The sequence below is a fragment of the Pedobacter sp. 22163 genome (assembly GCF_052045595.1).
Classification (GTDB): Bacteria; Bacteroidota; Bacteroidia; order Sphingobacteriales; family Sphingobacteriaceae; genus Pedobacter.
In genome coordinates this window covers 171024-184630 of record NZ_JBQEPM010000008.1, presented here as the reverse complement: position 1 = coordinate 184630, position 13607 = coordinate 171024, and the positions used below count along the sequence as shown (strand labels likewise).

The following is a 13607-nucleotide window of genomic DNA, read 5'->3' as shown; positions in this document are numbered from 1 at the left end:
ATGGAATACTTCAATATTGCACCAGTTGCCTCCGTAATTTTCGTTTTTACCATTATTACTAGCTTATATGCTTTTTACGATCACTCCATTTACGGAAAATTTATGCTGCATCCGTATAGTGTTTCGAAAGGACAGAATGTATATACTTTGATTACCAGCGGGCTTGTACATGCCGATTGGATGCACCTGTTTTTTAATATGTTTACCTTCTATGCTTTTGCCTTTACACTGGAAAGATTAATGGGGAGTTGGCAGTTTGGATTACTGTATTTTTTGGGGCTGGTGCTGAGTGATTTACCCACCGTTATTAAACATAAAGATCATTTTAACTACAATAGCCTTGGTGCATCCGGAGCGATTAGTGCAGTGCTTTTTAGCTATATTTTGTTTAATCCAATGTCTAAAATTTACATCATGTTTATTCCCATCGGCATTCCTGCTGTAGTTTTTGGGATTCTGTATTTAATTTATTGCGCTTATGCTTCCCGCAATTCAAGAGATCACATCAATCATGATGCACACTTTTTTGGCGCGTTAACCGGATTGATTTTTACGATCATTTTTGTTCCGGGCATTTTGCAGAACTTTATAACCATGTTAACTGGCGGGAGGTAGTTTTCGCATGCGACCGTCATGCTGAATTTATTTTACAAGTAGGATAGTGTTTTCAATTGTCTTGTAGCTACTTCGTGGTCAGCATCTTTCATGCAAGATAGGCCCTGAAATGAATTCAGGGTGACGACCTGAATTTATTACCCCGCCGTAGGCAAATAAGGCTTCTCGAAGAAACTCATCGGCTCATCAGGGTTTTTTATAATCTCGAATACCACATAACCCCATGGTTTCCAGAAGTTTTCCAACACCTGGGCATATACTTTATGTTGCCAAACATCAAAAAGGGGTTTGGTCATGTTGCCCCGTAAAGGCATAGCCTCGATGTAAGTGGTGCCTTCTACTGGCATAAAAGTATATTCTGGCAAGCGGTTAAACAGATAGGCAGAGTAATAAAAACGCGCACTTAGCTCTTCAAACTGTTCGGCGGTTAAAGCTTTTCCTTTTATTTCGTTGATGATATCCTGATGATAGCGTTTATTGGTGCCATTATCCTGTAAACAGGCGATGATACCAAAATCTTTCATTTTTAACGAGAAGGTTAAAGTGTTTATCTCATCACGGAAACTGAACGGTGTTTCTTCGTTTTCTAATTTTACGACCGTGATAGACCATGGCGAAAAATCTTCAAACTCCAGGCTGGTATACAGGTTCTGCATCATGAAATTCAGATTGGCAAATTTCATCATTAAAGATTGCGACATATTTAAACCGTCGGCAGTCATTTCTTTACGTAAGGCCGAATGCATTTCGATATAGACAAAGCCATATAAAAACTTGCCGATCCAGTTAAAAAGATCCAGTTCGGGCAATGCAGAAACGGCATCGTATCCAGTTGCAAAGGCCGTTTCGATCTTGTGTTCAAGCGGGGTTAAAAACTGCTCGTTTACCTCGCTGTTTACCGGGATAACCAAGGTGTTATACGAACGGATACTCTCATCCAAGAACTGGATCTGTTCTTCGCCGCTTAAACCAGCTTGCTCTAACAACCATTTTGGTATTAACGGCACCTGAACAACAGGCGAATTAAAAGTTTTGCCGCTTAGGAAGCAGATTTTGTATAAAAAATCGAAGTTTTGGAAAGGATTGTATAAGCCGGTATTCATCACTGCAATATTAGCCATTATATTTTTAGGGCTTTGCAACGATATTTTATTTTAACGCAGGGATTACAACCACCTCACCATGTTAGCAGTGGTAGTATAGCAATGTCCTCCGTTTCCCTCTCCTGCAGGAGAGGGATGCACAGGTAGTGCGCAAAGCAGTTCCTCAAATAGGGTGAGGTTTAGTAGTTGTTGTAATAATAACTGATATCATCAACCAGCTGGTTATAAATGGGTTTGGTAAATTCTAAAAACAAAGCACTTGGTGGTGGGGGCAGTTGCTCCCTCCTTCGGGTAATGGCCAATTGCTGTTTACTCAGCGCCCTGTCATCACCTTTATAGGTTGCCCAATTATCTCTCCATACATAAGTTCCAGGGAATTTCTGCTGGCGTACCAGTTTTTTTGTGCTCCAATCGGTAATGCTCATATCCAATAATCCCGATGAAGAGATGTTCTTTTCGAAAATGCTTAAGGTGGCTTTTACTGTACCGTAAATTGGTTTTTTTCCACGGGTTTCGCCGATTACTACGCTGTCGCGTTTCAGCTTTTCTACCCTTTCTTTTACATAGGTTTGGCCTACCACAAAATCATCAAAGTTTAAACTCAATACCTGATCGGGAACAATTTTTTGGTTGGTTGCCTGAGCCTCGCCATAAAATATCACAAACTTATTTCTTGAGTAATTTCCGATAAACTGATCAATCTGCTGCTGAAAATAATCAGCGCTTAATTTGTACATGCCGCTGTTTACAATAATCGGCTGAACAACAACCCTGGTTACCGCAGCCCAATAGGCATCGTCCATTTTAGCCTTTACATCTTTATAATTTGGCTGAAGATTCTGTGTTTTCTCAAATTCGTAATATGCCTTTTTAGCCGATTGGCGGTTGTTTTCTCTTAAATAGCCCAAACCTGAATTATATCTTGCGGCAGCTGCATTGTATTTACTATCAGCAAGTTCATTGATGTATTTTGTCGGACCTGGAACAACCGTTAAACAGGCTGGGCAGCTATTGATCTCATCAGCCAATTGATTGATTTTTTGATAATCGTACATCACCGATTCCCATCTGAAAAGGTCGTTAGATGCCTTTGCCTCTTCAATTTTTCTTAAATGATCCTGTAAGGCCAAATCGTATCCTGTTTTTAGCACCTGCATGGCTTCGCTGTTTTTTGGCGAGTTTTGCAATCTGCTTACTGCTTTAGCAACCGAAGCATCGTAATCACCTTTTTGTAAGGCTTTTTTTCCTGTGGTACATCCCCCAATAATTATTAAGGATAAATAAATAAAATACCGTAATCTTGAAATGTTTTTCATGGCAGTGGTAGTTGCGTTAATAAAAACAAAGATAATTTGCAAAGCGATAATTACCTTATTTATTTAGAAGACGATTGATAATGAAGATTAGTTGCAGACAATTTGAATTAGAATTAAAACATCCTTTTTCGATCTCGAAATTTACCCGTACCAGCACCCCCTTAATGCTGTTAAAGATCGAACATGAAGGTGTTACAGGTTATGGTGAGGCCTCTATGGTACCTTATATGGGCGAGAGCTATGAAAGTGCTGCGGCATTTCTTAGCCTTGTAGATTGGGATAAAATCCAGTATCCATTCGATTTCAAAGAAATGATTAGCTATCTGGATAGCCTTGCTCCAGGTCAACCTGCCATTAAAGCGGCAATAGATATTGCCCTTAACGATATCAATGGAAAGCTGTTAAATAAACCCTGTTATGAAATTTACGGCGCAGATCCTGTTAATATGCCGGTAACTTCTTATACCATTGGGATTGATACGCCTGAAGTAATCCGCGAAAAACTGAAAGATGCCGAAGCTTTTAAAGTGATCAAAGTTAAACTGGGGAGGGATAACGATCAGGAAATTATTGAAACCATTAGGAGTATGACCAATGTACCCTTATATGTGGATGCTAATCAGGGTTGGGCAGATAAAATTAAAGCAATTGATTTAATTTATTGGCTGCATAACCAGGGCGTGGTGTTAATTGAGCAGCCTATGGACAAAAACAACCTCGATGGGAATGCCTGGCTAACAGAGCGCAGTCCGATTCCTTTGTTGGCTGATGAAGCCGTACAGCGTTTAGCCGACATGGACAAACTGAAAGGCGCTTACCATGGCATTAATGTAAAACTGATGAAAAGCTGCGGCATGTATGAAGGGCATCAGATGATTTTGAAAGCCCGTTCTTTTGGGATGAAAGTGCTGATTGGCTGTATGAGCGAAACCAGTTGTGCCACTTTGGCCGCAGCGGCTTTGGCTCCTTTATGTAACTGGGCCGATTTGGATGGGCCATGGCTCACCAAGAATAACCCCTTTACTGATCCAGCTTTCGAAAACGGTAAGTATATTTTAAAAGAGTTGCCCGGTTTAGGCTTAGCAGGTGCTACTCCTGATCTTTTTCTTTAAAGTAGAGTTATTGAATGACAGAATTATTTAGGAGCCTGGGCGCGTATGATATATAGGTTTTAGATGTTATATCATAATATTCACTCATTCAAAAACTCACTCATTCTATCATTAAATTGCTACTTCTGATCTTTTTCTTTAAAGCTTTTTCTGATGTCTTTGGTAAGTTGGTACTTAAAGTAGAACAAACAAGCCGTTGTGCCTACCAAAAAGCCAGCTGGAAGATATTTAGCATTGTTATAACACCAAACCAATCCGAAAATAGAAAGGATAATGGCCAGGTTATAAAAGATATTTAAAGCAAATTTTTTACCCACGGTAGAAATGATTGAATGACGAAATTAGAGAATGATTGAATGACAGGCTGAAGGCAAAGAAAAGATATATGAATTTTGAATAAGCGTATGCTAATAACATTCACTCATTCAAAACTCACTCATTCTATCATTAGTAAACCGGCATGCTCGGATCAAAAGCTTCTTGCCAAGCTAAAATACCGCCTTTTAAGTTATAAAGATTATCAAATCCGTATTGTTGCTCCAACTGCATTACTGCTGCTGCGCTTCTTTTTCCACTGCGGCACTGAATAATTACCGGCTTATCTTTCGCAACTTTATCAGCCTCAATTAAAATTCCACCTAAAGGGATGTTCTCGCCTTCAAGATTGGAAACCTCATATTCGAATGTTTCACGAACATCAATCAATTGAAAATCTTCTTTGTTATCGATTTTCTCTTTTAGTTCTTGTACCGATATTTCTTTCATTTTATTAAATGTATTTATGCAAATATAGGAAAATGAACTTTACCCTCCCCATCAAAAAAAGCCATAAAATTTTGTGTGAAGCTGTAACAACTTTAACCCTTAGGCGTTTAATTATAAATAGTTACAAATGGACAAACTGAACCGTTTCTTTTGGTTTTGCTCTGGCGCTCATATCCCGACACTGGAAAAGTATCCTTCAGAACAAAATAAATATACTGGCATTGGTGCCACCATCTTTTTTACAGGCTTATTTGCTGCTCTTTCTGGAGGCTATGCTATGTATTTTGTGTTTAAGGGGGATGATCTGGCGGTAATTTTTGCCATTGTTTTCGGCTTTTTATGGGGAGCGGCCATCTTTAATATGGACCGCTATATCGTATCGAGCATTAACAAAAGCGCCAGCACCAATAAACAGTTGTTACAGGCAACACCACGTATTCTGTTGGCCATTATGATTGGTATGGTAATTTCGAGGCCAATAGAGCTTAAAATTTTTGATAAGGAAATTAAAGAACGCCTAAAAGTAAGTTATTTAAACGGCCAGCGTTCTAAAATCGATACCCTGAACAAAGCTTTTGAGAAAAAATATCAGGTAGAATTTGGCAGATTAAATCAACAGAAAGCTACCAGAGATTCACTTGAAAAAGGAATTAAAACGGATAGACAAAAGCTTAATTTCGAAATTTTTGGAAACAAAACCACCGAAACATCTGGGGTAATGGGCTACGGACCCTATGCCAAGCGCAAGGAAGCCGAAATTGCACAACGCACGGCAGAATTAGATTCGTTAAAAGCTGCCATCAATACATCGGAAGGTTTTGTAGATAAACGAAAAGAATTTGATGGGCTGTTTACCGAAAAGCTGTACACTAAAAAACAGTTAGACAGTTTATCGGATATTGCTGGTTTTGCCGACCGCAACTGGGCATTAGGGCAACTTAAATTTAATGTAGATGGCACACGGGATAACAATACGGCAATTGCGGTTACTTTTATCGGGCTGCTGTTTATCTTTTTTGAATGTTTGCCGGTGTTTGTAAAACTGATGAGTGCAAGAGGGCCTTATGATTATGCTATAGCGGATGGAGATGAAGTTTCGATTTATCATTCTAAAAAAGACAAGGATTTCCATTTTGAAGTAGCCGATAATATTCATGAAACTAGGGTCGATTCCGAATCATCTAAAAAGAAGGAAATTATAAAAGGAAAAGCTTACCGCGATCTCGAAAAACACGATTGGGATAGCGAGGGCTAAGGGAAAATGTAAGAAGGAAGTTGGGAGCGGATGGTTCATAGATCATGGCTTAAACTCCTAAACTATTAAACCGAAAAAAATCAACTGTGAACATTAGGCTATCAGTTATTGACTATCAGACCATCAACTATTATCCATCGTACATTTTACCTCAAACATCTTCCATTTTTATTAAATTGCCCTTATAATCCCGATTTTATGAAGAAATTTTTAGGTGCTGCGGTATTTGGTCTACTATCGTTTCAGGCTTTTGCCCAAAATGAGATCAGTTATACGGTTTCCTTCCCAAATGCTATCCATCATGAAGCTGAAATCAGCATGGTTGTCCCAAATGTTCCTATGGGAACGCTAAAGGTTAGAATGAGCAGGTCATCTCCGGGCCGTTACGCTACACATGAGTTTGGAAAAAATGTATATCACCTGAAAGCTTTCGATGCATCAGGAAAACAGCTGGTTATTAAACAAACAGCGGGCGATGTTTATGAAATTCCCAATCATGGTTCAAGCGTAAAAGTAAACTATACACTTTTTGGAAACTGGATTGACGGAACCTATGCTGGTTTTGACGAAACCCATGCACACATGAATATGCCGGCAACTTTTGCGTTTCCGGTAGGCATGGATAACAGGCCGCGACTGGTGAAGTTCAATTATGCCGAAAAACAGGACTGGAAAGTAGCTACACAGCTTAAGCCAATGGCCAATGGGACTTATTTTGCGCCAAATCTCCAATATTTTATGGATAGTCCTACCGAAATTGCCAATTATAAAACGGCAAGCTGGCAGGTTAAAAATACCGATGGTAAAGTACAGACCATCCATTTAATTACGCACGCTAACGACGATCAGAAAACCATCGATAATTATGCTGAAATGCTTAAAAAAATGGTTGATGAACATTTTGCCGTTTGGGGCGAATTCCCCACTTACGATTACGGTAATTATTATTTTCTGGATGATGTATATCCGGAGAATGCAGGCGATGGAATGGAGCATAGAAACTCTACTTCGATTGTGCAGCGCACACCAAAAATTGCGGGTTATGAATCAAACCTCCTGGGTACTTTTTCGCATGAATATTTTCACAGCTGGAATGTAGAACGTTTAAGGCCAAAAACCTTAGAACCCTTCAATTTCGAGCATGCCAATATGAGTGATGAACTTTGGCTGGCTGAAGGCTTTACCCAATATTATGGCAATCTGCTATTAACAAGGGCGGGTTTAAAAACTGCCGACAATGCCATACAAACTTTTAACGGCATGGTAAATGCTGTTTTACTGTCTCCCGGAGCAAAAAACTTTTCACCGATTGAGGCCAGTAGGTACGCGGTGTTTGCCGATGCTGGTGTGGCTATCGATCAGACCAATAAAGGCAACATATTTACCTCGTATTATACCTATGGTGCTGCAACTGCCCTTGCTTTAGATCTTCGCTTAAGAACCGAATTTAAACTCAGCCTTGATGATTATATGCGTGCGCTTTGGAAAGCCTACGGCAAGCCAGAAATTGCGTACACCGTACCTGATTTAGAGAAAACCCTCGCAACGCTGACTAAAGACCCTGCTTTCGCTGCCGGTTTCTTTAAAAATTATATTTACGGCACCGAAAAGAACGATTATGCCAAACTGCTTTTAAATGCAGGTCTTGTTTTGCGCAAAGCAAATCCTGGTAAAGCTTTTGCGGGCTTTGGCAAGATTAACCTGCTGGATGGGAAATTGATTGTAGGGCAGACGCTGATGGGTACGCCAGCATATGAAGCAGGTTTAGATGTTGATAATGTATTGCTAACCATCGATGGTGAGGTATTAAAAGATGTTGCTGCGGTTACGGCCATTACTGATGCCCACAAACCCGGCGATGTGCTGAAGGTTACTTATCTTTACCGTGGAGCGCAAAAAACGGCACAATTAACCTTAATAGAAGATCCGGCTTTAGAGATTGTTCCCATTGAAAAAACAGGAGGAGATTTAACACCAGCCATGCAAACTTTTAGAGATAAATGGTTAACATCGCAGGTAAAATCTAAATAGCAAAACTAATACTTATTATATGAAGAAAATGTTCTTTTTTACGCTTGTCGGGATGGCAAGTTTGCAGCTTAAGGCGCAAAACATAGATAAAATCATTACCCGCGAATACACCGATCACCTGATTAAAACCTTAAGTGCTGATGATATGCAAGGGCGTGCAACCTTTACGCCTGGTATTGATAAAGCGGCTACTTTTATCGAATCTGAGTTTAAAAAGATCGGCTTACAGCCATTAGCTGGTGAGAAAACTTTCCGCCAAACCTTTAACAAATATCAGGTTACCAATCTAAGTACAAGTGTTAAGATTGATGGACAAGAAGTTGCCGCAGAAAATTTAATCGTTTCAGGCGTAACTTCAGAAAGTGTTACCCTAGATAAATCGAACACCACTGTTGTTAAATTAGATCCCGATAAAGCATTTGTACCTCAGCTAAGGACAATGATGGGTGCTCAAAAAAATCAGATTGTTCTGGTTGACAATAAATTTGCTGATCTGTTTAACCGCTATAGAAGTTATTTCGGTAAACCGGCAACCGTTGATGAGAAAGACGTTAAAGCAACAACAAGCGCTGTACAGGTTTTTGTTTTGGGTAAAGATGCCGCAACAGATTTTTCGGCAACATTTAAAAGTAAGGTAGATAAAATGCCTTTATTTAATGTTGCAGGGGTAATTCCAGGTAAATCAAAAGCAAAAGAAATTGTAATTTTCTCTGGCCATTATGATCATTTAGGCTTTTTAAAAAGTGTTGATGGCGATAGTATTGCCAATGGTGCGGATGATGATGCTTCTGGTACAACCGCTATGATTGCACTTGCCAAGTATTACAAAGCGCAGAAAAACAATGAGCGTACTTTAGTCTTTGTTGCTTTTACTGCCGAAGAAATCGGTGGTTTCGGTGCAAAATATTTCTCAGAAAAACTAAATCCTGATGATGTAGTAGCCATGTTCAATATTGAGATGATTGGTAAGGATTCGAAATTTGGCAAGAATACTGCATTTATTACCGGTTATGAAAGATCTGATTTTGGGAAGATTTTGCAGAAAAATTTAGCTGGGACCGAATTTACTTTCCATCCAGACCCGTATCCAGATCAAAACTTGTTCTATAGAAGTGATAACGCAACTTTAGCTGCTTTGGGCGTTCCGGCACATACCATTAGTACCGATAAAATTGATATCGATAAATTATACCATAGTGTGAAAGACGAATATAGTTCTTTGGACGTAGAAAATATTCTTTCCACCATCAAAGCGATCGCAAAGAGCGCAATTACCATTGTAAACGGAACGGATACACCAACGAGGATTCCGAAGTTGAAGCAATAAAAGTGGTTAAATTGGAGCTTGTATCATATAGATTTGTCATCCTGAGCCTGTCGAAGGATCTGTTAAATACGCTTTAAGGTGTTTCGACAAGCTCAACATGACAGTATCTGAGGTTCAATCTAGATCGTCATTTCGACCGAAGTGGAGAAATCTTTTCCACCAGTAAAAAGATCTCTCCATTTCGCTGCGCTTCAGTCGAGATGACGAAACAAAAAATGGCCAGTGAAATCATCACTGGCCATTTTTATTTTTTGCAGACTTTCGAAGTTCTCCTAAGCTGAGCCTTTCGAAACTTCTTAAGTAGCTTACTTACTCAAATACATTGATTTGTCTTTGTAAAGCTTGCGGAAGTAAGGATCTTCCAAATCTTTGATGAAACGGATGGCCTCACCTGTAGATTTCATTTCAGGACCTAATTCTTTCGCTACCTCCGGGAATTTCTCGTAAGAGAAAACCGGCTCTTTAATGGCATAACCTTCAAGCTTACGAACAATCGTAAAATCTTTCAGCTTCGCTACACCCAACATAATTTTAGCTGCGATGTTAATATATGGAACATCGTAAGCTTTTGCAATGAAAGGAACCGTACGTGATGCCCTTGGGTTTGCCTCGATTACATAAACTTTCTCATCCTTAATGGCGAACTGAATGTTTAATAAACCACGTACATCTAATGCTTTTGCAATTTTGATCGAGTATTCTTCCATCGCTTTAGTTACCGTTTCTGATAAGCTGAATGTAGGTAATACGGCAAATGAATCTCCTGAGTGGATACCTGCAGGCTCGATGTGCTCCATCATACCAACAATGTGTACATCCTCGCCGTCAGAGATCGAATCAGATTCTGCCTCTTCTGCCCTGTCTAAAAAGTGATCGATCAATACACGGTTGCCCGGTAAATCGCCCAATAATTTTACTACTGCTTTTTCCAGGTCTTCATCGTTGATTACGATGCTCATGCCTTGTCCACCCAGTACATAACTCGGACGGACCAATACAGGATAACCTACTTCGTTTGCTACAACGATTGCTTCTTCAGCATTCTCTGCAACACCATATTTTGGATAAGGAATATCTAATTCTTTCAACAGGTCTGAGAAACGGCCACGGTCTTCAGCGATATCCATATTCTCGAAAGATGTTCCGATAATCTTGATGCCTCTTTCGGTTAATTTCTCAGCCATTTTCAAAGCTGTTTGTCCACCCAATTGAACGATAACGCCCACTGGTTTTTCCAGCTCGATAATTTCGCGAACATGTTCCCAGAAAACCGGCTCGAAATATAATTTATCGGCCATGTTAAAGTCTGTAGAAACTGTTTCAGGGTTACAGTTAATCATGATGGCCTCAAAACCTGTTTCTTTGGCAGCCAATAATCCGTGCACACAAGAGTAATCGAATTCGATACCCTGACCGATACGGTTAGGGCCTGAGCCCAATACAATTACCTTTTTCTTGTCAGATGGAACAGATTCGTTTTCCTCTTCGAAAGTAGAGTAGTAGTATGGTGTTTTGGCCGGGAACTCCGCGGCGCAGGTATCAACCATTTTATATACCCTGTTTATACCTAAAGCTTTACGGCGGTCGTAAACTTCATCTTCAGTAACATTGCCTAACAACCAGGCGATCTGGATATCAGAGAAGCCTTTTTGTTTAAGCGTTACGAAGAAATCTTGAGGGATATTGTTTAGCGAATATCTTTTTAGTTCAGTTTCGAGCAATACCAGCTCCTGAATCTGGTTTAAGAACCATTTGTCAATTTTGGTTACCTTACGGATAGACTCCAAAGGTACGCCCATTGCCATGGCATCTTTTATTAAGAACAAACGGTTCCATGAAGCGTGCTCCAAACCGTCCATAATCTCTTCAATATTGCGCACCTGTCTGCCATCTGCACCTAAGCCTGCGCGGTTAATCTCTAAACTCTGACAAGCTTTTTGTAGTGCTTCGATAAAAGTACGGCCAATTGCCATTACTTCACCAACCGATTTCATCTGCAAGCCAAGCTCTTTGTTAGCGCCTTTAAATTTATCGAAGTTCCAGCGCGGTATCTTAACGATTACGTAATCTAAAGTAGGTTCGAAATATGCTGAAGTGGTTTTGGTAATCTGGTTTTCAATTTCATCCAGGTTGTAACCGATTGCCAGTTTTGCTGCAATTTTTGCAATTGGATAACCAGTTGCTTTACTCGCCAAAGCTGATGAGCGTGATACACGTGGGTTAATTTCGATGGCGATAATTTCATCGTTTGCCGGGTTAACCGAAAACTGAACGTTACAGCCGCCGGCGAAGTTGCCGATTGCACGCATCATTTTGATCGCCTGGTTACGCATATCCTGGTAACAACGATCAGATAAGGTCATTGCCGGAGCAACAGTGATCGAATCTCCAGTGTGGATACCCATCGGATCGAAGTTTTCGATCGAACAGATAATGATTACGTTATCATTGCTGTCTCTTAATAACTCTAACTCATATTCTTTCCAGCCTAAAACAGCTTTCTCTACTAATACTTCATGTGTTGGCGAAGCCTCTAAACCACGTTTTAAAGCGGCATCGAACTCTTCTTTTTTGTGTACGAAACCACCACCAGAACCACCTAGGGTGTATGATGGACGGATTACCAATGGGTAACCGATTTCTTGTGCTGCTTCTTTACCTTCTAAAAATGAGTTGGCAATTTTCGATTCTGCAACACCTACACCGATATCAACCATTAACTGGCGGAAAGATTCACGATTTTCGGTTTTTTCGATTGCAGCAACATCTACACCAACTACTTTTACACCATATTTTTCCCAAACACCACGCTCTTCAGCTTCTTTACAAAGGTTTAATGCTGTTTGGCCTCCCATGGTAGGAAGTACCGCATCAATTCTAGGTAAATCTGCAGAGTCGATGTGCTCTTGTAAAATAACCTCTATTGAATCAACAGTTAACGGGCGCAAATAAACATGGTCGCCGATAACCTTGTCCGTCATAATTGTAGCCGGATTAGAGTTGATAATGGAAACGGTAATCCCTTCTTCTTTTAAAGAAAGAGCCGCTTGCGAACCCGAGTAATCAAATTCACAGGCTTGGCCAATAATAATTGGTCCAGATCCGATAATCAGTACTGAGCGTATGGAAGTGTCTTTAGGCATGATAAAGCTTAAACAATAATTAAAATTCTAAAGTGTTGGTTCTTTTGAAACCCTGAAAGCAACGAGATTTTGTGCTTGTAAGAAGAAAAATCCCAACTGTTCTGTCGGGATGCAAAGATACATCTTTAGCATGATTTTTAGGCGTTTTTTTTAAAATAAAAAAGAGCACTATTTAAGTGCTCTTTTTAGATTTTTCTTTTGCGAAATGAACTATTGCTGTAATTTAATTTCGCCTAAATCTGTGGTGGCGCTATCTTTTACGGCAACCTTTTCTATAACAGCATCTTTGTATGGTGCGTTGGCTTTTACAACGACAGTATAAACGCCTTCTTTGAGGTTAGTAAAAGTAAAAACACCTTGACTAATCTGCGCTTTTAGCGTGTCTGTCGCCGCTACAAGCGAAACAGCAGAAGCCGCATCACCCGGCGTAATTTTTCCGATTATTCCACCCAATTTAATATTAGTAAAGGCAATTGAGCCTAAAGCAAATACAATTAGAAGAGATAATACAACACATAACTTTTTCATGGTATAACGTTTTAGTTGTTGATGTCTTAAATAAATAACACCATTTAGTACAAATAGTTTTAAATAATGAACACTAATTTTCAGATTGTACTATAAATTATACATGGCTGTCAAAATCAAATATACGGTTTTATTGTAAATGTTAATTAGTGTTAAAAGAATTTCGTAAAAGTGGCGCTACACGTCAGAATTAAGTCACGAAGTTGTGATATTAAAAATATTGGCAATAATGTTGTAATAAGCAGAACATATATGCGTTTTGTATATACTTTAGACAATGATCTAAAGCTTCCTCCGCGGATTAGTTACCCGCCATGAGGATTTCTTCATAAATAGTTTGTTTGGTTTATTATCCGGTTAGAGGAGCCCTCCTCAACCGGATTTTTTCTTTTAAGGCTTTTTCTTTTACATT

Annotated in this window: 11 protein-coding genes; 5 read left to right on the top strand and 6 right to left on the bottom strand. The window is 39.5% G+C overall.

The window, feature by feature from the left end; all coding sequences use genetic code 11:
- Positions 1–615 carry a rhomboid family intramembrane serine protease gene (locus tag ACTJKN_RS20510; RefSeq protein ID WP_230143199.1) on the top strand — a complete coding sequence of 205 codons (615 nt, stop codon included), beginning with the start codon at positions 1–3 and terminating at the stop codon, positions 613–615.
- 137 nt (positions 616–752) lie between these two features.
- Here ACTJKN_RS20510 and ACTJKN_RS20505 read toward each other — a convergent pair whose 3' ends face one another.
- Both ACTJKN_RS20505 and ACTJKN_RS20500 read right to left on the bottom strand, forming a co-directional pair.
- Positions 753–1736 (bottom strand): hypothetical protein, encoded by a 984-nt coding sequence (locus tag ACTJKN_RS20505; protein ID WP_440827603.1) that lies wholly within the window; start codon positions 1734–1736, stop codon positions 753–755.
- 161 nt (positions 1737–1897) lie between these two features.
- Positions 1898–3034, bottom strand: a complete 1137-nt coding sequence (locus tag ACTJKN_RS20500) for a hypothetical protein (protein WP_440827602.1) — start codon at positions 3032–3034, stop codon at positions 1898–1900.
- Positions 3035–3114: 80 nt separating this feature from the next.
- On the opposite strand from ACTJKN_RS20500, the gene ACTJKN_RS20495 reads away from it, so the two are divergent.
- On the top strand, positions 3115–4146 hold the full coding sequence (locus ACTJKN_RS20495) for a dipeptide epimerase (protein WP_440827601.1): 1032 nt from the start codon (positions 3115–3117) through the stop codon (positions 4144–4146).
- A gap of 119 nt (positions 4147–4265) precedes the next feature.
- Here ACTJKN_RS20495 and ACTJKN_RS20490 read toward each other — a convergent pair whose 3' ends face one another.
- Both ACTJKN_RS20490 and ACTJKN_RS20485 read right to left on the bottom strand, forming a co-directional pair.
- The gene (locus tag ACTJKN_RS20490) at positions 4266–4463 is read right to left on the bottom strand and encodes a DUF6358 family protein (RefSeq protein ID WP_029277955.1); all 198 of its coding nucleotides are present in this window, start codon (positions 4461–4463) and stop codon (positions 4266–4268) included.
- A gap of 130 nt (positions 4464–4593) precedes the next feature.
- On the bottom strand, positions 4594–4911 hold the full coding sequence (locus ACTJKN_RS20485; RefSeq protein WP_029277953.1) for a rhodanese-like domain-containing protein: 318 nt from the start codon (positions 4909–4911) through the stop codon (positions 4594–4596).
- A 127-nt stretch (positions 4912–5038) separates the two neighbouring features.
- Between ACTJKN_RS20485 and ACTJKN_RS20480 the strand changes: the two genes are divergently transcribed.
- The 3 genes from ACTJKN_RS20480 (at position 5039) to ACTJKN_RS20470 (ending at position 9524) form a co-directional block, all read left to right on the top strand.
- Positions 5039–6166 (top strand): DUF4407 domain-containing protein, encoded by a 1128-nt coding sequence (locus tag ACTJKN_RS20480; RefSeq protein WP_440827600.1) that lies wholly within the window; start codon positions 5039–5041, stop codon positions 6164–6166.
- Between the two features lie 198 nt (positions 6167–6364).
- Positions 6365–8197 (top strand): M61 family metallopeptidase, encoded by a 1833-nt coding sequence (locus ACTJKN_RS20475; RefSeq protein ID WP_440827599.1) that lies wholly within the window; start codon positions 6365–6367, stop codon positions 8195–8197.
- A 19-nt stretch (positions 8198–8216) separates the two neighbouring features.
- Positions 8217–9524: a M20/M25/M40 family metallo-hydrolase gene (locus tag ACTJKN_RS20470; RefSeq protein WP_440827598.1), complete on the top strand. Its 1308-nt coding sequence runs from the start codon at positions 8217–8219 to the stop codon at positions 9522–9524.
- 305 nt (positions 9525–9829) lie between these two features.
- Here ACTJKN_RS20470 and carB read toward each other — a convergent pair whose 3' ends face one another.
- Both carB and ACTJKN_RS20460 read right to left on the bottom strand, forming a co-directional pair.
- Positions 9830–12667, bottom strand: a complete 2838-nt coding sequence (carB, locus tag ACTJKN_RS20465) for a carbamoyl-phosphate synthase large subunit (RefSeq protein ID WP_440827597.1) — start codon at positions 12665–12667, stop codon at positions 9830–9832.
- A gap of 210 nt (positions 12668–12877) precedes the next feature.
- Entirely contained in the window at positions 12878–13195 is a 318-nt protein-coding gene (locus ACTJKN_RS20460) for a carboxypeptidase regulatory-like domain-containing protein (RefSeq protein WP_057930814.1), read from the bottom strand.
- Between the last annotated feature and the right edge of the window lie 412 nt (positions 13196–13607).

Coding starts and splice junctions, on each gene's coding strand:
- ACTJKN_RS20480 (WP_440827600.1), top strand. CDS start 5,039: ATGGACAAACTGAACCGTTTCTTTTGGTTTTGCTCTGGCGCTCATATC.
- ACTJKN_RS20505 (WP_440827603.1), bottom strand. CDS start 1,736: ATGGCTAATATTGCAGTGATGAATACCGGCTTATACAATCCTTTCCAA.
- ACTJKN_RS20500 (WP_440827602.1), bottom strand. CDS start 3,034: ATGAAAAACATTTCAAGATTACGGTATTTTATTTATTTATCCTTAATA.
- ACTJKN_RS20485 (WP_029277953.1), bottom strand. CDS start 4,911: ATGAAAGAAATATCGGTACAAGAACTAAAAGAGAAAATCGATAACAAA.
- carB (WP_440827597.1), bottom strand. CDS start 12,667: ATGCCTAAAGACACTTCCATACGCTCAGTACTGATTATCGGATCTGGA.
- ACTJKN_RS20470 (WP_440827598.1), top strand. CDS start 8,217: ATGAAGAAAATGTTCTTTTTTACGCTTGTCGGGATGGCAAGTTTGCAG.
- ACTJKN_RS20495 (WP_440827601.1), top strand. CDS start 3,115: ATGAAGATTAGTTGCAGACAATTTGAATTAGAATTAAAACATCCTTTT.
- ACTJKN_RS20510 (WP_230143199.1), top strand. CDS start 1: ATGGAATACTTCAATATTGCACCAGTTGCCTCCGTAATTTTCGTTTTT.
- ACTJKN_RS20475 (WP_440827599.1), top strand. CDS start 6,365: ATGAAGAAATTTTTAGGTGCTGCGGTATTTGGTCTACTATCGTTTCAG.
- ACTJKN_RS20460 (WP_057930814.1), bottom strand. CDS start 13,195: ATGAAAAAGTTATGTGTTGTATTATCTCTTCTAATTGTATTTGCTTTA.